22 protein-coding genes are annotated in these 19,298 nt (G+C 63.9%); 13 read left to right on the top strand and 9 right to left on the bottom strand.

What is annotated here, in order from left to right; translation table 11 throughout:
* Positions 1 to 4 precede the first annotated feature (4 nt).
* The 4 genes from RIN79_RS13785 to hydA are packed head-to-tail and all read left to right on the top strand — an operon-like array spanning position 5 to position 3,330.
* Positions 5 to 1,255 (top strand): Zn-dependent hydrolase, encoded by a 1,251-nt coding sequence (locus RIN79_RS13785; protein WP_309085245.1) that lies wholly within the window; start codon positions 5 to 7, stop codon positions 1,253 to 1,255.
* Positions 1,256 to 1,306: 51 nt separating this feature from the next.
* Positions 1,307 to 1,528: an antitoxin MazE-like protein gene (locus RIN79_RS13780; protein ID WP_309085244.1), complete on the top strand. Its 222-nt coding sequence runs from the start codon at positions 1,307 to 1,309 to the stop codon at positions 1,526 to 1,528.
* Positions 1,525 to 1,857 (top strand): type II toxin-antitoxin system PemK/MazF family toxin, encoded by a 333-nt coding sequence (locus RIN79_RS13775; protein ID WP_309085243.1) that lies wholly within the window; start codon positions 1,525 to 1,527, stop codon positions 1,855 to 1,857. Before RIN79_RS13780 ends, RIN79_RS13775 begins: the two co-directional genes overlap by 4 nt.
* A 21-nt stretch (positions 1,858 to 1,878) precedes the next feature.
* On the top strand, positions 1,879 to 3,330 hold the full coding sequence (gene hydA / locus RIN79_RS13770) for a dihydropyrimidinase (RefSeq protein ID WP_309085242.1): 1,452 nt from the start codon (positions 1,879 to 1,881) through the stop codon (positions 3,328 to 3,330).
* Between the two features lie 54 nt (positions 3,331 to 3,384).
* Here the strand turns inward: hydA and RIN79_RS13765 are convergent, their stop codons facing one another.
* On the bottom strand, positions 3,385 to 3,792 hold the full coding sequence (locus RIN79_RS13765) for a cupin domain-containing protein (RefSeq protein ID WP_309085241.1): 408 nt from the start codon (positions 3,790 to 3,792) through the stop codon (positions 3,385 to 3,387).
* A gap of 108 nt (positions 3,793 to 3,900) precedes the next feature.
* Between RIN79_RS13765 and RIN79_RS13760 the strand changes: the two genes are divergently transcribed.
* The 4 genes from RIN79_RS13760 (at position 3,901) to RIN79_RS13745 (ending at position 7,540) form a co-directional block, all read left to right on the top strand.
* Complete coding sequence (locus RIN79_RS13760) at positions 3,901 to 4,689, top strand: ABC transporter ATP-binding protein (protein ID WP_309085240.1); 789 nt, start codon at positions 3,901 to 3,903, stop codon at positions 4,687 to 4,689.
* 117 nt (positions 4,690 to 4,806) lie between these two features.
* On the top strand, positions 4,807 to 5,658 hold the full coding sequence (locus RIN79_RS13755; RefSeq protein WP_309085296.1) for an ABC transporter permease: 852 nt from the start codon (positions 4,807 to 4,809) through the stop codon (positions 5,656 to 5,658).
* Positions 5,655 to 6,515 carry an ABC transporter permease gene (locus RIN79_RS13750; RefSeq protein WP_309085239.1) on the top strand — a complete coding sequence of 287 codons (861 nt, stop codon included), beginning with the start codon at positions 5,655 to 5,657 and terminating at the stop codon, positions 6,513 to 6,515. Before RIN79_RS13755 ends, RIN79_RS13750 begins: the two co-directional genes overlap by 4 nt.
* Before the next feature lie 44 nt (positions 6,516 to 6,559).
* Positions 6,560 to 7,540, top strand: coding sequence for an ABC transporter substrate-binding protein (locus RIN79_RS13745; protein ID WP_309085238.1), 981 nt, complete (start codon positions 6,560 to 6,562; stop codon positions 7,538 to 7,540).
* Between the two features lie 48 nt (positions 7,541 to 7,588).
* Here RIN79_RS13745 and RIN79_RS13740 read toward each other — a convergent pair whose 3' ends face one another.
* Complete coding sequence (locus tag RIN79_RS13740) at positions 7,589 to 8,482, bottom strand: helix-turn-helix domain-containing protein (RefSeq protein ID WP_309085237.1); 894 nt, start codon at positions 8,480 to 8,482, stop codon at positions 7,589 to 7,591.
* 164 nt (positions 8,483 to 8,646) lie between these two features.
* On the opposite strand from RIN79_RS13740, the gene pcaC reads away from it, so the two are divergent.
* The 4 genes from pcaC to RIN79_RS13720 are packed head-to-tail and all read left to right on the top strand — an operon-like array spanning position 8,647 to position 11,470.
* Complete coding sequence (gene pcaC, locus RIN79_RS13735) at positions 8,647 to 9,045, top strand: 4-carboxymuconolactone decarboxylase (RefSeq protein WP_309085236.1); 399 nt, start codon at positions 8,647 to 8,649, stop codon at positions 9,043 to 9,045.
* Positions 9,042 to 9,782 carry a protocatechuate 3,4-dioxygenase subunit beta gene (gene pcaH, locus RIN79_RS13730; protein ID WP_309085235.1) on the top strand — a complete coding sequence of 247 codons (741 nt, stop codon included), beginning with the start codon at positions 9,042 to 9,044 and terminating at the stop codon, positions 9,780 to 9,782. Before pcaC ends, pcaH begins: the two co-directional genes overlap by 4 nt.
* On the top strand, positions 9,782 to 10,399 hold the full coding sequence (gene pcaG, locus RIN79_RS13725; protein WP_309085234.1) for a protocatechuate 3,4-dioxygenase subunit alpha: 618 nt from the start codon (positions 9,782 to 9,784) through the stop codon (positions 10,397 to 10,399). Before pcaH ends, pcaG begins: the two co-directional genes overlap by 1 nt.
* A gap of 6 nt (positions 10,400 to 10,405) precedes the next feature.
* Positions 10,406 to 11,470, top strand: coding sequence for a 3-carboxy-cis,cis-muconate cycloisomerase (locus tag RIN79_RS13720; RefSeq protein WP_309085233.1), 1,065 nt, complete (start codon positions 10,406 to 10,408; stop codon positions 11,468 to 11,470).
* A gap of 83 nt (positions 11,471 to 11,553) precedes the next feature.
* Here RIN79_RS13720 and RIN79_RS13715 read toward each other — a convergent pair whose 3' ends face one another.
* The 4 genes from RIN79_RS13715 to RIN79_RS13700 form a co-directional block, all read right to left on the bottom strand.
* On the bottom strand, positions 11,554 to 11,925 hold the full coding sequence (locus tag RIN79_RS13715) for a DoxX family protein (protein ID WP_309085232.1): 372 nt from the start codon (positions 11,923 to 11,925) through the stop codon (positions 11,554 to 11,556).
* Positions 11,926 to 12,020: 95 nt separating this feature from the next.
* Positions 12,021 to 12,491 (bottom strand): carboxymuconolactone decarboxylase family protein, encoded by a 471-nt coding sequence (locus RIN79_RS13710; RefSeq protein WP_309085231.1) that lies wholly within the window; start codon positions 12,489 to 12,491, stop codon positions 12,021 to 12,023.
* A 12-nt stretch (positions 12,492 to 12,503) separates the two neighbouring features.
* Entirely contained in the window at positions 12,504 to 13,025 is a 522-nt protein-coding gene (locus tag RIN79_RS13705; protein WP_309085230.1) for an Rrf2 family transcriptional regulator, read from the bottom strand.
* 98 nt (positions 13,026 to 13,123) lie between these two features.
* A complete protein-coding gene (locus tag RIN79_RS13700) occupies positions 13,124 to 13,558 on the bottom strand; it encodes a MarR family transcriptional regulator (protein ID WP_309085229.1) in 435 nt (144 codons plus the stop codon).
* A gap of 111 nt (positions 13,559 to 13,669) precedes the next feature.
* On the opposite strand from RIN79_RS13700, the gene RIN79_RS13695 reads away from it, so the two are divergent.
* Complete coding sequence (locus RIN79_RS13695; protein ID WP_309085228.1) at positions 13,670 to 14,338, top strand: glutathione S-transferase family protein; 669 nt, start codon at positions 13,670 to 13,672, stop codon at positions 14,336 to 14,338.
* A 66-nt stretch (positions 14,339 to 14,404) separates the two neighbouring features.
* On the opposite strand, the gene preA is transcribed toward RIN79_RS13695, so the two are convergent.
* The 3 genes from preA to RIN79_RS13680 all read right to left on the bottom strand — a co-directional run bounded on the left by preA (position 14,405) and on the right by RIN79_RS13680 (position 19,297).
* A complete protein-coding gene (preA, locus tag RIN79_RS13690) occupies positions 14,405 to 15,715 on the bottom strand; it encodes an NAD-dependent dihydropyrimidine dehydrogenase subunit PreA (protein WP_309085227.1) in 1,311 nt (436 codons plus the stop codon).
* Positions 15,708 to 17,078: an NAD(P)-dependent oxidoreductase gene (locus RIN79_RS13685; RefSeq protein ID WP_309085226.1), complete on the bottom strand. Its 1,371-nt coding sequence runs from the start codon at positions 17,076 to 17,078 to the stop codon at positions 15,708 to 15,710. Before RIN79_RS13685 ends, preA begins: the two co-directional genes overlap by 8 nt.
* Positions 17,079 to 17,197: 119 nt before the next feature.
* Positions 17,198 to 19,297 (bottom strand): ABC transporter ATP-binding protein, encoded by a 2,100-nt coding sequence (locus RIN79_RS13680; protein ID WP_309085225.1) that lies wholly within the window; start codon positions 19,295 to 19,297, stop codon positions 17,198 to 17,200.
* Position 19,298: the final 1 nt, after the last annotated feature.

Raw genomic sequence — 19,298 nt, 5'->3', positions numbered from 1 at the left:
TAAAATGGCGGCACCGGGCGTGAATCTGAGAATCAATGCCGACCGCCTGTGGGACTCCCTCCATGAGATGGCTAGGATCGGCCCGGGCGTCGCCGGCGGCAACAACCGCCAGACGCTGACGGACGAGGATGGCCAGGGCCGGACGCTTTTCCGGAAATGGTGCGAGGAGGCGGGCATGACCGTCTCCGTGGACCAGATGGGCACCATGTTCGCGCGCCGCGAAGGCACCGATCCGGAGGCACTGCCCGTCTATGTCGGCTCGCATCTCGACACGCAGCCGACGGGGGGACGCTATGACGGTGTGCTGGGCGTCCTCGGCGGGTTGGAGGTGGTCCGCACCCTGAACGACCTCGGCATCAGGACGAAACACCCCATCGTGGTCACCAACTGGACCAACGAGGAAGGCACGCGCTTTGCGCCCGCCATGCTGGCCTCCGGCGTTTTCGCCGGCGTGCACGAACTCGAATGGGCCTATGATCGCCGGGACAAGGACGGCAAGCGTTTTGGTGACGAACTGGAGCGCATCGGCTGGAAGGGAGAGGAGCCTGTCGGCGGCCGCAGGATGAAGGCCTTCTTCGAGCTGCATATCGAACAGGGCCCCATCCTCGAGGACGAAGGCATCGACATCGGCGTCGTCACCCATGGCCAGGGTCTCAAATGGCTGCAGGTGACGCTCACGGGCCGCGAGAGCCACACCGGCTCCACGCCGATGCCCAAGCGGCGCAATGCCGGACTGGGCATGGCCCGAGTGACCGAGCTGGTTCATGAAGTCGCCATGGACTACCAGCCGCACGCGGTGGGCGCCGTCGGCCATATCGAAGTCTATCCGAACTCACGCAACATTATTCCCGGCCGCACGGTCTTCACCATCGACATCCGCTCGCCCGACAAGAAGACGCTCGACGCGATGGATGCGCGCATCCGTGAGGGCGTCGCTACCATCTGCGAGGCGATGGATATTGCTCACGAGATCGAGCAGGTCGGCCATTTCGACCCGGTCACCTTTGACGAAGGCTGCGTGAAGGCAATCCGCGATGCTGCCGAGCGGCTGGGCTACACCCATCGCGACATCGTCTCCGGCGCGGGCCACGACGCCTGCTGGATCAACCGCGTAGCGCCGGCCGCCATGGTCATGTGCCCTTGCGTCGACGGCCTTTCGCACAACGAGGCAGAGGAGATCAGCAAGGAATGGGCGCAGGCCGGCTGCGACGTGCTGTTCCACGCTGTTGTGGAGACGGCGGTGATCGTTGAATAAGCGGGCACGACAGCGGATAATGGCCGGCTGAGATAACGACAGGAGGCCGCCATGGGCCGACCGAGGGAATTGTCGAAGGAAGAACGCGAGGAACTGCTGGCGAAGGGCTACAAGCCGGTGGAAGTATGGGTGCCGGACATGTCCGATCCAGAGGTGCTCGCCCGAGCGGTTGCTGAGGCAAACAGGATCGCGCAGGCCGACCAAGAGGAGGACATCCTGGACTGGATTGAAGCTGTCCAGAAGGACATGTGGGAAGGCGAAGATCAGGCATGAGGCGAGGCGATGTCGTCATTGTCTCACTACCCGGTGACTTAGGCAAACCGCGTCCAGCGGTGATCGTGCAGGCAAATGTCCTCAACGACAGCCTTAGGACGGTTCTTCTTTGCCCGATCAGTAGCTTCTCGTCTGATCCAATCTTCTTCCGTGTCGCGGTCGAGCCTACGCTGGAGAACGGCCTTCGTCTTCCGTCGGAGATAATGGTCGACAAGTTGCAAGCCGCCAACCGTTCCAAAATCGGGGACGTCATCGGTAGATTGGATGACCAGACGCTTCGGAAGCTCGCACGATCGCTAATGATCACGCTTAGCTTGGCAGACGAGTGATCACTAAGAAGGGGGACCACAATGTCCAAGGTCATCAAGAACGGCACCATCGTCACTGCCGACCGCACCTGGAAAGCCGACGTGCTGATCGAAGGCGGGAAGATCGGCGCGATCGGTCCGGATTTGAGCGGGGATCAGGAGATCGACGCCACCGGCTGCTATGTCATGCCGGGCGGCATCGATCCGCACACCCATCTCGAAATGCCCTTCATGGCCACCTATTCATCCGATGACTTCGAGAGCGGCACGCGCGCGGCCGTCTCCGGCGGCACGACTATGGTGGTCGACTTCTGCCTCCCCTCACCCGGCCAGTCCCTGCTCGAAGCGATCCAGATGTGGGACAACAAGACGGCCAAGGCCACCTGCGACTATTCCTTCCACATGGCGATCACCTGGTGGGGCGAACAAGTTTTCGACGAGATGCCGGAAGTGGTGGCGCGCGGGATCACCTCCTTCAAGCATTTCATGGCCTATAAGGGCGCGCTCATGGTGGACGACGACGAGATGTACGCGTCCTTCCAGCGCTGCGCGGAGCTTGGCGCCCTCCCCCTCGTCCACGCCGAAAACGGCGACGTGGTGGCGCAGCTTCAGCAAAAGCTGCTCGCAGAAGGAAATAGCGGGCCGGAGGCGCACGCCTATTCCCGCCCCCCCGAGGTCGAGGGGGAGGCCACCAACCGCGCGATCATGATCGCCGACATGGTGGGCGCGCCGCTCTATGTGGTGCACGTCTCCTGCGAGCAGGCGCACGAGGCGATCCGCCGCGCGCGACAGAAGGGCATGCGCGTTTATGGCGAGCCGCTCATCCAGCACCTGATCTTGGACGAGAGCGAGTACGCCAACCCCGACTGGGACCATGCGGCGCGGCGCGTGATGTCTCCGCCTTTCCGCAACAAGCTGCACCAGGATTCGCTCTGGGCGGGCCTGCAGGCGGGATCGCTCCAGGTGGTCGCAACAGATCATTGCGCCTTCACAACCGACCAAAAGCGTTTTGGCGTCGGCGACTTCACCAAGATCCCCAACGGCACGGGTGGCCTTGAAGACCGAATGCCGCTTTTGTGGACGCACGGCGTCAACACCGGCCGGCTGACGATGAACGAGTTCGTCGCGGTTACCTCCACCAACATCGCGAAAATCCTCAACATGTATCCGCAGAAGGGCGCCATCGTCGAAGGGGCGGACGCCGATATCGTCGTCTGGGACCCGGTGGCGGAAAAGACCATCACCGCCTCCGCCCAGCAATCCGCGATCGACTACAACGTCTTCGAGGGTTTCAAGGTCAAGGGCCTGCCACGCACGGTGCTCTCGCGCGGCGAGGTCATGGTGGAGGACGGCAAGGTGAAGCCGAAGCCCGGCCACGGCCGGTTCGTCGCCCGCGAAGCGAATGCGCCGGTCAACCGCGCGCTTTCGCGCTGGAAGGAAGTGACCGCGCCGCGCAGGGTGGAGCGCTCCGGCATTCCCGCAACCGGAGTGTGAGCTATCATGGCCTGCGGCCGGAATCTGGGAACGAGCGGCGGCACCCGTCCCGGCTCATGCCGGCACAAGGCCGTCGAGATGGGGCAGAACCACCACACTTTCCTGTTCGTTGGGATCCGTTCGAGCGATCACGGCCGAGGCGGGAACATCGCCGAGATTGGCGGGAAGATGCGGGACGCCGGCGGGTATGTAGAACAGGTCGCCAGCCTTCACGACGATAAGATGCTCGAGTCTTTCGCCGTACCAGGAGTGAACTTCGCCGGAGAGCACGTAGATCGCCGTTTCATGGTTCTCGTGGAGATGGGCCCTGGCGCGGGCGCCGGGCGGCATCGTCAGGAGAAGCATGCAGATTCCCTTGGAGCCGACCGATTCAGCGGTGATCCCGGCGAAATAGTTCAGTCCCTGCTTGCCTTCGAAAGTGCTTTCTGGCCGGATGACTTGGCATGTAGGCTTGGGTGACATGGGTGGACTCCGTTGGTAACTGGGCGGTGGGGAACGGTTGAGCGCAGAACGACAAGCAGCTCGGATGAGGTCCGGGCCCCGGCCATGCCGGAGGATGGGCCGCCGCCCATGAAGGATATGGCGCCGACCGTCGTTTCAGCAAGAAAGCTTGGCCTGAATTTCCAGACCAATGACGGGCCGGTTCAGGCACTGTCCGACGTCGATCTGGTCATCGGCAAGGGCGAGTTCGTCTCCTTCATCGGCCCTTCAGGATGCGGCAAGACCACTCTTTTGCGCATCATCGCCGACCTTGAGAAGCCGACCGCAGGCGAGATCCGCATCAACGGCCTCACGCCCGAGCAGGCGCGCAAGACCCGCGCCTATGGCTACGTCTTCCAGGCGGCAGGCCTGTTCCCCTGGCGCACCATCGAAAAGAACATCGCCCTGCCGCTGGAGATCATGGGCTATTCGGCCGAGGAGCAGCGCCGGCGCGTCGCGCGAACGCTCGAACTCGTCAATCTAACCGGCTTCGAACGGAAATTTCCCTGGCAGCTTTCCGGCGGCATGCAGCAGCGCGCCTCGATCGCCCGGGCGCTTTCCTTCGACGCCGATCTCCTGCTGATGGACGAGCCTTTCGGAGCGCTGGACGAGATCGTACGCGATCATCTGAACGAACAGCTGCTTCAACTCTGGGCGCGGACCAACAAGACAATCTGTTTCGTCACCCATTCCATTCCCGAGGCGGTGTATCTCTCCACGCGCATTGTGGTGATGTCGCCGCGCCCGGGCCGCGTGACGGATGTGATCGAGTCGACACTGCCGCACGAGCGGCCGCTCGACATCCGCGACACGCCGGAGTTTCTGGCGATCGCCCACCGCGTGCGCGAGGGCCTGCGAGCGGGGCACAGCGATGAGTGAACTGTTTTGCAAACGCCGGAGGGAAACCTCGTGACCGCGTCGGCACCGATCGCCGCACCGGGTTCCGCCAGCGCCGCAAGCGCTGTCGCGTTCCGCCGGCTCAGCGAAGGCAGCTTTCTGCCGGTTATCATCGTCGTCGGGGCGCTAATTGCCATCTGGTACGGCTTCACCGTCTATCTCAACACGCCCTGGCAGATCGACACATACCAGCGCGCCGGGACGACCTGGACTGCGACCGATCTCATTCGCGACACCATGGCCCAGGAGCGGCCGGTGCTGCCTGCTCCCCATCAGGTGGTCGCGGAGCTGTGGAAGACTACAATGGAGGTTCGCCCGACCTCCAACCGCAGCCTGCTCAAGCACGCGTGGATCACGCTTTCCTCAACCCTGCTCGGCTTTGCGATCGGCACCACCCTCGGCATCCTTTTGGCCGTGGGGATCGTGCACAACCGGGCGATGGACAAGTCCGTCATGCCCTGGGTGATCGCCAGCCAGACGATCCCGATTCTCGCCGTGGCGCCGATGATCATCGTCGTGCTCAACGCCGTCGGTCTTTCTGGCCTCCTGCCCAAAGCGCTGATCTCCACCTATCTCTCCTTCTTTCCTGTGGTCGTCGGCATGGTGAAGGGGTTCCGCAGCCCCGAGACGATCCAGCTGGACCTCATGCGCACCTACAATGCCAGCGGCGCGCAGACCTTTTTCAAGCTGCGCTGGCCGGCTGCCCTGCCCTTTCTGTTCACCTCCATGAAAGTGGCGGTCGCCATCAGCCTCGTCGGCGCCATCGTCGGCGAGCTGCCGACGGGGGCCGTGGCCGGCCTTGGCGCGCGGCTCCTTGCCGGCTCCTATTACGGCCAGACGGTGCAGATCTGGGCCGCTCTCTTCATGGCTGCGGCCCTTGCCGCCATCCTCGTCGCGCTTGTCGGCCTCGCGCAGCGCCTCGTAATGGCGCGAATGGGGGCGCGGCCATGAACGCCGCGGTGGCGGGAGCCCTCGCCTTCTGGGCGGCCGCATGGGCGCTGAACCAGTGGCTGGTGCGTCTCAAGACCGGCACGGAGCTTGCCCGCCGTGCGGTGAACCTTCTGATCCCTGCCCTTTTCGGCATCACCCTGCTGGTCGTTTGGGAAGGTCTGGTTCGCGGCATGAACGTGCCGACCGTGCTTCTGCCACCCCCTTCGATGATCTGGGAGCGCATCCTGAGCTCGATTCCGACGCTCTGGGCCGATTTCCGGCAGACCTTCCTGAAAGCCGTGCTGATCGGCTACGCGCTCGGCTGCGGGTCCGGCTTTCTCGTCGCCATCGCCATCGACCGCTCGCCCTTCCTGAAGCGCGGGCTTCTGCCGCTCGGCAATTTCGTCTCCGCACTGCCCATCATCGGCATCGCGCCCATCATGGTCATGTGGTTCGGCTTCGAATGGCCCTCCAAGGCCGCCGTGGTCGTGGTGATGACCTTCTTCCCCATGCTGGTGAACACCGTTGAAGGCCTGGGCGCCTCCAGCCCCATCGACCGCGATCTGATGCGCACCTATGCCGCCTCTTACTGGCAGACGCTGTTCAAGTTGCGGTTGCCCGCGGCCGCTCCTTTCATCTTCAACGCGCTGAAAATCAACTCCACCCTGGCGTTGATCGGCGCTATCGTGGCGGAGTTCTTCGGCACGCCCATCGTCGGCATGGGCTTTCGGATTTCCACCGAGGTGGGACGCATGAACATCGACATGGTCTGGGCGGAGATCGCGGTCGCCGCGCTTGCGGGTTCGCTCTTCTATGGCGTGGTGGCCATCGTCGAACGGGCGGTCACCTTCTGGCATCCGTCCATCCGCGGTGGATAAGACTGGCCGTGGGGAGCACGGCATAACTTCAGAGGGAAGCGAAAATGAAAAGACTGATCACGACCATGCTCGCGGGCGCCATGTCGCTCGCTGGGTTTTCCGCGCTCGCGGCGGACGATGTCGCCCTGCAGCTCAAATGGGTAACCCAGGCCCAGTTCGCCGGCTATTATGTGGCCAAGGACCAGGGCTTTTATGAGGAAGAGAACCTGAATGTGGAGATCAAGCCGGGCGGGCCGGACATCGCGCCCGTTCAGGTGCTGGTCGGAGGTGGCGCCGACGTGATGGTGGACTGGATGCCCTCGGCGCTCGCCGCCCGCGAAAAAGGCGTTCCGGTGGTCAACATCGCCCAGCCCTTCGCGCGCTCGGGCCTCAACATGGTCTGCCGCAAGGAGACCGGCATCACCAAGCCCGAGGATTTCAAGGGGAAGACGCTCGGCACCTGGTTCTTCGGCAACGAATATCCGCTCTATAGCTGGCTCGCCAAGCTTGGCATCCCGCGCGACGGCTCGCCCGAGGGCGTGACCATCCAGAAGATCGGTTTCAACGTCGATCCGCTCTTGCAGAAGCAGGCCGACTGCATCACGGCCATGACCTATAACGAGTACTGGCAGATCATTGATGCCGGGCTTACGCCGGACGACCTCGTCGTCTTCAACTACACGGACGAGGGCGTGGCCACGCTTGAAGACGGGCTCTACGTGCTGGAAGACAAACTGCAGGACCCGGCTTTCGCCGACAAGATGGTGCGTTTCGTGCGCGCCTCGATGAAAGGCTGGCAGTGGGCCAAAGACAATCCGGACGAGGCGGCGATGATCGTGCTCGATAACGATGCGACCGGCGCCCAGACGGAAGAGCACCAGAAGCGCATGATGGGTGAGATCGCGAAGCTCCTCGGCGACAGCCCAAAGCTCGACGAGGCGGCCTACAAGCAGACTGTTGAGAGCCTCCTCCAGGGCGGCTCGGACCCCGTGATCACCAAGGAACCCGAGGGCGCCTTCACGCACGAGATCACCGACAAGCTCTGATTGCGTCGACGCAGCGCACAAGAAAAGGGGCGGGCAGCCGCTCCTTTTTCATGCCGCGATTTTCCTCCGCTCCTCTTCGCGGAACGCTCCCGGCGTCATGCCTGTCTGGCGCTTGAAGAAGCGGTTGAAATAGGCGGGGTCCTGGAAACCTAGCGAATAGGCTATGGCCTGCACGGGCGTGGGCGTGAAGACGAGTTCCCGCCGGGCCGCCCTCACTAGGTGGCGCGACGCCAGTTCCTGCACGCTGGCGCCCGTCTCGCGCCGCACGATCCTGTTGAGATGGGCCGGAGAAAGCCCAAGCTTCTCGGCATAGAAGCCGACCGGCCGGTGCTCCCGGCAATGGGCGGAGAGCAGCGTGATCAGCGCATGCACACGCCGGCGGTCGCGCTCGCGCGTCGCCGCCGGCTCGCCCGCCCCCCCGGCTTGCGCGCCCGCCCTCGCAAGCCGCAGGACAAGCTCCGTGACCATGGCCTCGAGCAGGATATCGCTGCCCGGACCGGCGCGGTGGAGCTCCTCATGGATCCGCGCGGCAAGGGGTCCGACGAGCGCCGCCTCCGTCCCGCTGAGAGGCACGATCTGCGCCCGCGCCAGAAAGGTTGAGATTGCCGGATCGGAGGCGCGGATCGGCGGCAGACGATCGGCAAGCGCAGTGATCACCAGCCCATCCGCATTGGGCGCATAGCGGAACCCATGCGCGGCGCCCGGCGCGACATAGATGGCCGCCGGCGCCGCGAAAGGACGCCGCTCCCTTGCCCCCAGAAGTTCCCCCTCTCCCGCCTCCAGCACGAAAACCTGGAACAAGGCTTCGTGCCGGTGCAATGCGATCTCCCAATTGTGCAGCCGGCTGCGCAGCGGCAGCGTCTCGCTATGCAGCCAGAAACCTTCCGATTCCCCGCTCTTCTCTCGGTAGAGCCGATAGTTGGGTACGTTTGTCCTGTCCAAGTCACCCTCGCTCCGTGATCGGAAAGTGCAACGATACGCCACAAAAGTCCATTGCCGCCGCATGCGGGGAGCTTCAATGAACATGCGGCACGATCATGCCGCTTTCGCACGGCACCAATGGGCCGAAATTTCGCCGCAGGGAGATGGCGGCCGGGAGGACAAAAATGAGCGAGGAGAAGCCGAAGCGCTTTCGCGAGGGCGTGGCTACGCGCCGCTCCGTCTTGGGCGACGCCTGGGTTGACCGGGCCGAGGCCAACAAGACCGAGTTCGACGCGCCCTTCCAGGAACTGATCACCGAAGCCGCTTGGGGCCATGTCTGGTCGCGGCCGAACTGGACCAAGCGCGAAAGATCGATCGTCACCATCGCGCTCCTTGCAGCGTTCGGCCACTATGAAGAGGTCGCGTTGCATGTGCGCGCCACGGCGAACACAGGAGCGACAGCCGACGATTTGCGCGAGGCCATGCTGCATGTGGCCATCTATGCCGGCGTTCCGGCCGCCAATCATGCCATCAAGGTTGTCAAGCAGACACTTGCCGAAATGCAATCGGGAGAAACGGAATGAAGAACGCAAGGCCCACACGGGGCGGCTTTTTCCAGCGCGACCGCACCTGGCACCCGCCGGCCTTCGCGCCGGGCTATAGGAGCACGGTGGTGCGCTCGCCGCAGCGCGCACCCTTGTCCTTCGGAAACACGCTTTCCGAGATCACCGGGCCCGTCTTCGGCCACAGCATGCTCGGCGAGCTCGACAACGACCTGATCCTCAACTACGCCAAGCCCGGCGAAAGCGCGATCGGGCCGCGCATCGTGGTCTATGGCCAGGTGCTGGACGAGAATGCCAGGCCGGTACCCAATGTGCTGCTGGAATTCTGGCAGGCCAATGCCGGCGGGCGTTATCGCCACAAGAAGGACGGCTATCTCGCGCCCCTCGATCCCAATTTCGGGGGCTGCGGGCGCACCATCACCGACGAGGACGGCCATTATTCCTTCCGGACGGTGATGCCCGGCGCCTATCCTTGGCCGAACGGCATCAATGACTGGCGCCCGGCGCATATCCATTTCGCCGTCTTCGGCCACGGCTTTGTCCAGCGCCTGATCACGCAGATGTATTTCGAGGGCGATCCGATGATCGCCAAATGCCCGATCGTGCGGACGATCCCTGACGAGCGAGCGATCCAAAGCCTGATCGCAGCGCTGGACATGGAAGCGACGATACCGATGGATGCGCGGGCCTATAAATTTGATATCGTCCTGCGCGGGCGCCGCTCGACGCTGTTCGAAAACAAGCTGGAGGGCAACTGATGAAGGGGCAGACACTGACAAGGCTGAAGGAGAGCGCGTCGCAGACAGCCGGCCCCTATGTGCATATCGGGCTGACGCCTAATTTCTGCGGCATAACAGGCGTCTACCCCGAGGATCTTGGCATCCGCATGGTCAACGAGAAGACCAAGGGCGAGCGGATCACCGTCAAGCTGCGGCTCATCGACGGCACCGGCTCGGTGACCAAGGATGCGCTGATCGAGATCTGGCAGGCGGATGCGGACGGGCTCTACAACTCGCCCGACGAGCCCCGGGGCAAAGCGGACCCGAATTTCACCGGCTGGGGCCGCCAGCCATCCGATCCGGAAACGGGCGTATTCACCTTCGAGACCGTCAAGCCCGGGCGCGTGCCCTTCATGGACGGGCGGATGCAGGCGCCGCATATCAGCCTCTGGATCGCCGCGCGCGGCATCAATATCGGCCTGCAGTCGCGCCTCTATTTCGGCGACGAGGAGCAGGCGAATGCCGAGGACCCCGTTCTCTCCCGGCTTGAGCATCCGAGCCGGGCGGCCACGCTGATCGCCCAGCGCGACGGCAACACCTACAGCCTGGACATCCATCTCCAGGGCGAGAAGGAGACGGTGTTCTTTGATGTGTGAGGGCAGATGAGCGTTGCCGCCTTCGACCACCCGATCCTTTCCGGACTCGTGGGCGACGATGCCTTTGCCGTGCTCTTCTCGGTGGCCGCGGAACTCGCGGCCATTCTGCGCTTCGAAGTGGCGCTTGCCGAGGCTGAAGCTGATGAAGGGCTTATCCCGGCGGAAGCGGCCCTGGCCATCGCCAAGGGTCTGCCGCGCTTCAAGCCGGACATTCCCGGCCTCAAGAGCGGCGTTGCTCGCGACGGGGTGCTGATCCCGGCCCTGCTCGACCAGTTGCGCCGGCAACTTGGGCCGGAATCCGGCCCTCACCTTCACTTCGGCGCCACCAGCCAGGATCCCATCGACACCGGCCTGGCGCTCCGGCTAGTCGAAGCCATCGATCTCATCGGTGCGCGGCTGGATGAGCTGAGCGCCGCGCTCGATGATCTGGAAAGGCGCGACGGCGCCACTCCGGTGATGGCGCATACGCGCATGCAGGCCGCCATTCCGGTCACCGCAGCCCGCAAGATCGCCTCATGGCGCGAGCCGCTTCTGCGCCATCGCGCCCGGCTCGATATAGTGCGCAAATCGGTTGCCGTGCTCACTCTGGGCGGCGCAGCCGGCACGCTCGACAAACTCGGCGACAGGGGGCAGGCCGTGGCCGCGCGGCTTGCCAAAAAACTCGGACTTAATCTGGTCTCCCATGCTCGCCACTCGGAGCGCGACGGCGTCGCCGACTTCGCTTCCTTCCTGTCCCTGGTGACCGGAAGCCTCGGCAAGATGGGCCAGGATGTCGCGCTGATGGCGCAGAACGAGATCGGCGAGATCCAGCTCTCCGGAGGCGGCGGCTCCTCCGCCATGCCGCACAAGCAGAATCCGGTGAAGGCGGAAATTCTGGTCACGCTTGCTCGCTTCAACGCCACGCTCCTTTCAGGCATGCACCAGGCCTTGGTGCATGAGAACGAGCGCTCGGGCGCCGCCTGGACTCTGGAATGGATGCTGCTGCCGCAGATGGTGGTGGCGACGGGCGCCGCGCTCAGGATCGCCACGGAGCTCGCCGCTACTATTTCGTTCGCCGCTAGGAAAGCCTAACGGCCGCTATCCTGGCGCAGGCGCTCGGCAATCCAAGTTTTATGAGAGCCTGGCGGCTGACGCCCACCCGCCGTCGGGCGAACTCAACTCACCGCAATCACCAGCAGAAACGCCCCGGCAAGCGCCGTATTGCTGATCACGCCGTTGATCCGGCTCACGCGGTCATATCCGTGATGGTCCCAGAAGTTGTGGAAGAGGTAGGTGGCGAGAACCAGGAAAAGGATGAGGCCCGCCGCTCCAATCACGGCCCAGGACCCGATCACCACCAGCACGCCGCAGACCACCTGCAACGCTATACCGAGAAGGAGCGCAAAGCGCGGCAGCGGCACGCCGCGGCCAGCGAGAATCGACGAGAGGGGAATGTTCGTCAGGTTGCGTAAGCCGGCATAGACAAACGCGCCGCCGAGGAGAAAACGGCCCAAGACAAAAAACCAGGAGAAATTGTCGGCAGGCACTAGAAATTTCCTTCTTGAAACTGGCACGTAGAAACGGCGGGATAGCGCTTTTCCGCGTGGAAGGAGCGCCGCAAGCGCGGCGCTCCGCGAAAGAGCTACTCGGCGGCCGCGCGGCTCTCCTGCTGCACCGGGTGGATGCTGCGAAACGACACGCAGAGGCGATTCCACACATTGATCATCCCGATGGCGACTGAGAGCTTCACCAGTTCCTCTTCTGAAAAATGTTTCCGCGCCTCCTCGTAGTCCTCGTCCGTGATCTCGGCTGTTTCGGAAAGCCGCGTCAGCTTCTCCGTCCAGGCAAAGGCCGCGCGCTCGCGCTCGGAATAGAGTGGCGATTCCCGCCAAGCCGCGACGAGATGCACCCGCTGCTCGGTATCGCCGTCCCCTCGCGCTTCGCGGCTATGCATGTCTACGCAATAGGAACAGCCGTTGATCTGAGAAGCTCTGAGCTTGATGAGATGCAGCAGGCTCTTCTCCAGGCCGCATTTGTCGACGGCCTCGTTCAGTGCCCGAACAGCCTTCATGATCTCCGGGGAGGCTTGGAAGAAGTTGAGACGCGGTTGCATGCTCTTTCCTTTCTACTTTGACTGCTGGGTTGACGTTTCGCCCTGCGGCCGCTGATGACGGGCCACAAAGGCGCAGTTGAAGGCAATAGCGCGGGGATCAGCATCGGCCTGGCAGCCGACGACGATCTCCGCCAGTTTCGTTTCGGCCAGCACGGCCCGCCACGCGCGCTCCGCCCTCAGCATGGCGGCGTTGATGCCGCACGGCTTCACATAGGCGGCAGGCTCGAGGGCGCCCGGTCCGCGCTGCCTGATCTCCATGCAGCGGAAGGCGGGCTGGGGTCCCTCTATTGCCAGGACTATGTCGAGAAGGCTGATCCGATCAGGCGACTTTGCGAGGCGGTAGCCGCCATGCGGCCCGGGCACCGATTCGAAGAGCTTCGCCGCGGTGAGCGCCTGCAGATGTTTCAGCAGGTAGCTCTGCGAAAGCCCGTGTAGCTCCGCAAGCGCACTGGCGGGAAGCGTCCGCCCCTCCTCAAGTTGGGCCAGAACGGCCGCGCAATGGATCGCCGCCTCCACGCCTTCGCTCAGCTTCATCTATCCGCTCCCATTCTGGATAGATAATATCATGGATATGATATATCCACAATAGGCGAAAGCGCATATCGCAGGCGCGGCCCAACGGGTTCGGCCTGCTACTGGAGCTTCTTCAGCAACACCGCAAGCGTCTCGGCTTCTTCCGTGCTGAGGCGCGCGCCTACTGCATCCTCGATCGCCTGCGCGTAGACGGCCCAGGTATCCCGGCGCAGCGCCCTGCCCCTGGCGGTGATTTTCAACACCTGCCCGCGCCTGTCGTGCGAGCATTCGTGCCGGTCGATCAGCCCCGCGGCCGCCAGCCGCTCCGCAAGGCGCGAGAGGTTGTATTGCGCAAAGAGCAGCGCCTTTTCGAGCTCATAGGGCCTAAGACCCTGGTCCCCGGCTTTCTCCAGCTCCCACAGCACGTCGTACCAGGAAAGCGGCGGCAGCTTCGCCTCCTTGAGCCTCGCCTCCACTCGGCTCAGCGCCAGGCGTTGTGTGCGCATCAGGCTGATCCAGGCGCAGGTGGTCGCCTCGTTCGGCCTCTTCGTCATTCCAGCCCCGCATCTTTTTCATGCAACTGCATCTAGACAAACCAGAGTTCGCGTCATCATATAGATGCAACTGCATTGATATGCCAAGCAGCCACCCTAAGGAGACTCCGAATGGCCGGGAAACTCACCCTCATATCGCATGATCTTTGCCCCTATGTGCAGCGCGCCGCAATCGTGCTCGCCGAAAAGGGCGTTCCTTTCGAGCGCATGGACATCGATCTGACCAACAAGCCCGACTGGTTTCTGAAGATCTCGCCGCGCGGCAAGGTGCCGCTTCTGAAGGTGGACGAGGAGGTGCTGTTTGAGAGCGCCGCCATCGTGGAGTATCTGGACGAGACGCATGAACCCCGCCTGCATCCGCACAATCCGGTGACCCGCGCCCGCCATCGCGCCTGGATGGAGTTCGGATCGGCCGCCCTTTCCGACCTTTGGACCATCGAGACGACGGGCGACCAGAAAACTTTCGACGACGCGGTCGCAGCGCTCCGGGAGAAGTTCGTGCGTCTTGAGGCCGAACTCGGCGGAGGCCCCTACTTCGCGGGCGAGAACTTCACCGTGGTGGATGCCGTGTTCGCGCCGGTCTTCCGCTATTTCGACCTGATCGACACGGTCACCGATCTCGGCGTCTTTGACGATCTGCCGAAACTGCAGAAGTGGCGGGCCGCGCTTGCCGAACGCCCGTCGGTCAGAAGCGCCGTCGCCCCTGATTACAACGATCGCCTGCGCCGTTTCCTGGAAAGAATGGACGGCGTCCTGCTGCGCCAGACAATCGCCGCCTGAGCTCCTGGCAAGATGGCGTAGGGGCGGCGGGTTCCGCTCAAGGCGCGCACCTGCTGCCCTATTTCCCTACTCCGCGGCGACCTTCATCGGGTTGTTCGGGTGCATGGTCCAATTGGCGTATTCGCCAGGGACAGCCTGCCCTGTGCGCCGGTCGACCTCCCCCGCGGCAAGCGGCACCATGGTGATGCAGTCCTCCACCGGGCAGATATTGACGCAGAGATTGCAGCCGACGCATTCGGCGTCGATCACCTCGAAGTGGCGCACGCCGTTGACCATGCTGGTTATCGCCTGGTGCGACGTGTCCTCGCAGGCGATATGGCACCGCCCGCACTTGATACACAGATCCTGATTGATCCGCGCCTTGGTGATGTAGTTCAGGTTGAGATATTGCCAGTCGGTGACATTCGGCACCGCGCGGCCGATCACGTCGTCCAGCGTGGCGTGCCCTTTCTCGTCCATCCAATTGCTCAAGCCGTCGATCATCTCCTGGACGATCTTGAAGCCGTAGGTCATGGCCGCTGTGCAGACCTGCACCGTGCCCGCGCCGAGCGCCAGAAACTCCGCCGCGTCGCGCCAGGTGGTGATGCCGCCGATGCCGGAAATGGGCAGACCACGCGTGTCGCCATCGCGCGCGATCTCCGCCACCATGTTGAGTGCGATGGGCTTTACCGCCGGCCCGCAATAGCCGCCATGGGTTCCTCTGCCATCGATGGTGGGCTCCGGCGCGAAGGTGTCGAGATTGACGCCGGTGATGGAGTTGATCGTGTTGATGAGCGACACGGCATCGGTTCCGCCCGCATGGGCGGCGCGTGCGGGTTTCCTGATATCGGTGACGTTGGGCGTGAGCTTCGTGATGACGGGCATGCGGGTGTTCTGCTTGCACCAGCGCACGACCATTTCGACATATTCGGGCACCTGGCCGACCGCCGAGCCCATGCCGCGCTCGCTCATCCCATGGGGACAGCCGAAATTGAGCTCGATGCCGTCCGCCTCCGTCTCCTCGACCAGCGGCAGGATGGCCTTCCAGGCTTCCTCCTCGCAGGGCACCATGAGCGAGACCACCAGCGCCCGATCCGGCCAGTTTTTCTTCACCTGCTTGATCTCGGTGAGGTTCAGGTAGAGGTCGCGGTCGGTGATGAGCTCGATATTGTTGAAGCCGAGCAGGCGCCGGTCGGAACCCCAGACGGCGCCATAGCGCGGTCCGTTGACGTTGACGACCGGCGGTCCCTCCTCGCCCAGGGTCTTCCAGACCACGCCGCCCCAGCCGGCCTTGAAGGCGCGCTCCACATTGTACGCCTTGTCCGTAGGTGGGGCGGAGGCTAGCCAGAACGGATTCGGCGATTTGATGCCGATGAAATTCGAGCGGATGTCAGCCATGATGTCCTCCCTCGCCCATCAGCGTGCGATGGATGCTTTCCGCCGCGTCGCGCCCCTGCGCCGTCGCGGAGACGGTGAGGTCGTCGCCGCCGAGGATGCAGTCGCCGCCGGCCCAAACCTTGGGCATTGTCGTGCGGCCCTCGGCATCCACGCGGATGCGCCCGTTCTCCAGCGCAATTGCCTCACCGCTGCCATTGAGCACGGTTGGTTCGAAAGTCTGGCCGATGGCTTTGAAAACCTGATCGGCCCTGAGGATGACGGTCTCGCCCGTGCCGATCAGCCGGCCATCGACCATGGCGGTATATTCCATCTCGATGCCTGCCGCGCGGCCGCCTTCGGCGATCACGCGCTTAGGCTGCAGCCAGTGGCGGATGGTCACGCCCTTGGCGGCGGCAAGCTCCTGCTCCCACTCGGAAGCGTTCATGTGCTCGGGTCCGCGGCGGTAGCAGATCGTGACCTCCTCCGCCCCGAGCAGACGCGCCTGCACGGCCACGTCGATGGCCGTCATGCCGCCGCCAATGACGACGACGCGGCGGCCGACGGGAAGTTGCGACAGGTCCTCCGCCTGGCGAAGCGTTGCGATATAGTCTACGGCGTTTTCCACGCCCTCGGCCTCCTCCCCCTCCGCGCGCAGGGCGTTGACACCCGAAAGGCCAAGGCCCAGGAACACGGCGTCATAGCCTGCCGCGAGCCCCGCCAGGGTGAAGTCGCGGCCGAGCACCTTTCCGTGCTCGACCGTGATGCCGCCGATGGAGAGGATGTACTCGACCTCCGCTTGGGCGAATTTTCCCGGCGCCTTATAGGCGGCGATGCCGTATTCGTTGAGGCCGCCCGCCTTCGGCTTGGCGTCGTAGACGGTCACGTCATGCCCATGCATGGCGAGGCGATGCGCGCAGGCCAGGCCTGCCGGACCCGCGCCGATGATGGCCACCCTCTTGCCGGTGGGCGCCGCCCGCGTATAAAATTGCTTGCCGCGCGCCACGGCCGTGTCGGTGGCATAGCGCTGCAGCCGGCCGATCTGCACCGGCTTGCCCTCCGCATGCTCGCGCACGCAGGCCTCCTCGCAGAGTGTCTCGACCGGGCAGACGCGGGCGCACATGCCGCCAAAGATGTTCTGGTCGAAGATGGTCTTTGCCGCGCCCAGCGGATTTCCGGTGGCGATCTGCCTGATGAACAGCGGGATGTCGATGGAGGTCGGGCAGGCCTGCATGCAGGGCGCGTCGTAGCAGAAATAGCAGCGGTCCGCCTCCACATGCGCCTCGTGCTGGTCGAGCGCGGGATGCAGGTCCGCGAAGTTGAGCGCATAGGCCTCCGGCGACAGGCGGCCGGCAACGATACCGTCCTCATAGCGGCGTTCAGCCATACCGTTCCCCTTTGTTCTTTAGGAGAACGCTACCGCACTTCCAATTTTTTATCAATCGGTCAAATTTTAGGCTGCCGCGGCTCCGCCGGAGCACCACCGCAAAGCGCGAGGATGATCTCTCACCCGTCCGCCTGCACCTTGATCACCGGCTCCATCTTGCTGAGCACGTGGTCGCCCAGCCAGCAGAGGCTGCGGTGGCCGGCGCCGAGGTCGCGGAAGGGCGGCAGTTCGCGCTCGCAGAGCTTGTCCGGCACGAGCGGCTTGTAGCGGCAGCGGGTCTGGAACGGGCAGCCGGGGGGCGGATCGATGGCTGAGGGAATATCACCCTCGAGCACGATGCGCTTCTTCTTCACCCGCGTATCGGCAAGGGGAATGGCCGATAGCAGCGCCTCCGTATAGGGGTGGTAGGGCGGCGAGAAGATTTGGTCGGTCGTGCCCTGCTCGACGATATGGCCGAGATACATGACCACCACGCGGTCGGCGAGATAGCGCACGACGGAAAGGTCGTGGCTGATGAAGAGCATCGTCGTCTTGTTCTTGCGCTGGATGTCCATCAGCAGTTCGGTCACCGCGGCTTGCACGGACACGTCGAGCGCGGAGACCGGCTCATCCGCCACCACCACCTTGGCATTGCCTGCAAAGGCGCGCGCAACGCCGATGCGCTGCTTCTGTCCGCCGGAAAGCTGGCGCGGCATGCGCGCCGCGAAAGCGCGCGGCAGCTTTACCAGGTCGAGAAGCTCGAACATCTTCTTGCGCCGCTCCTCGACCGTGCGGCCGATCCTGAACTTTTCCAGCGTGCGCATGATCTGCGCGCCCACCGAATGGCTGGGGTTCAGCGTGTCGAACGGATTCTGGAACACCATCTGGATGCCGGCGACGGTCGCTGTGTCGCGCGCCTCGACAGGCGTATCCTGGATATCCTGGTTGCCGAGCGTCACCCGGCCTTCAGTGGCGGTTTCAAGCCCCAGAAGCACCTTTGCCAGAGTAGACTTGCCGCAGCCGGATTCGCCGACGATCGCGACCGTCTCCGCCTCGCGCGCCTCGAAGCTGAGCGACTCATTGGCTTTCACCAAGCGGGTCTCGCCGCCGCCGAACAGGCCGCCGCCCGAAACGTGGTAGTACTTTTTCAGGTCTTCGATCTTCAGCGTTGGCGCTCCGGGCGCGACCGGCGCGCGCGCCTTTGCGGCGCCTTCAGGCAGCGCGTCCCAGTCGATCTCGGAAATCCGCACGCAGCGGGAATGGTGGCCGGCGGCGCCATCCACCTCCACCATCGGAATCTCCGCCGCATCGCAGAAACCGGCGCGGAAATGCATGCAGCGGGGGCCGAAATTGCAGCCTTTCGGCCTCTCATGCGGCAGCGGCAATTGGCCGGGAATGGCGATCAGCGGCCGCGTGTTCTTGTCCGTGCCCGGCAGCGGGATGGAGCGAAACAGCCCCTGCGTATAGGGGTGGCGCATGTGCTCGAACACATCCCGCACGCTGCCGGTCTCCACCGCCTCGCCGGAATACATGACCGTGATGCGGTCGCAGGTCTCGAGGACCAGGCCAAGATTATGCGACACGAAGATCATCGACGTGCCGTATTCCCTGCCGAGCCCCTTCACGAGCTCTATGATGCCCGCCTCGACCGTGACGTCGAGCGCCGTGGTCGGCTCGTCGAGAAGCAGCAGCGATGGTTTGGATAGAAGCGCCATGGCGATGACGATACGCTGCTGTTGCCCGCCGGAGAGCTGGTGCGGGTAGGACCGCATGATGCGCTCCGGATCGGGCAACCTTACCGCGCGCACCATGTCGATCGCCCGGTTCCACGCCTCCTCCCTGGAGACCTTCTCATGGATGAGCGGCACTTCCATGAGCTGCTTGCCGACCTTCATCGCCGGATTGAGGCTCGCCATCGGCTCCTGGTAAATCATGGCGATCTCGTTGCCCCGGACTTGGCGCAGTTCCTCCTCGCTCATCTCGGCCATATCGCGGCCTTTGAACTTTATGCGTCCGCCGACGATCCTTCCGACGTTGGAGAGGTCGCGCATGATGCCGAGCGACACCGTAGACTTGCCGCAGCCGGATTCGCCGACGATCCCCATCGCCTCGCCGGGCATCACCGTGCAGGAGAAGTCCATGACGGCCGGAATCTCCCCCGCGCGGGTGAAGAAGGAGATGGAGAGGTTCTCGATCTCGAGGATGGGTGTCTCGTTATGCGCAGCGGTGATCTCGTTCATG

The organism is Chelativorans sp. (assembly GCF_031180965.1).
In the GTDB taxonomy this organism is placed as follows: Bacteria; Pseudomonadota; Alphaproteobacteria; order Rhizobiales; family Rhizobiaceae; genus Chelativorans.
This window is presented reverse-complemented; position numbering and strand designations above follow the sequence as displayed.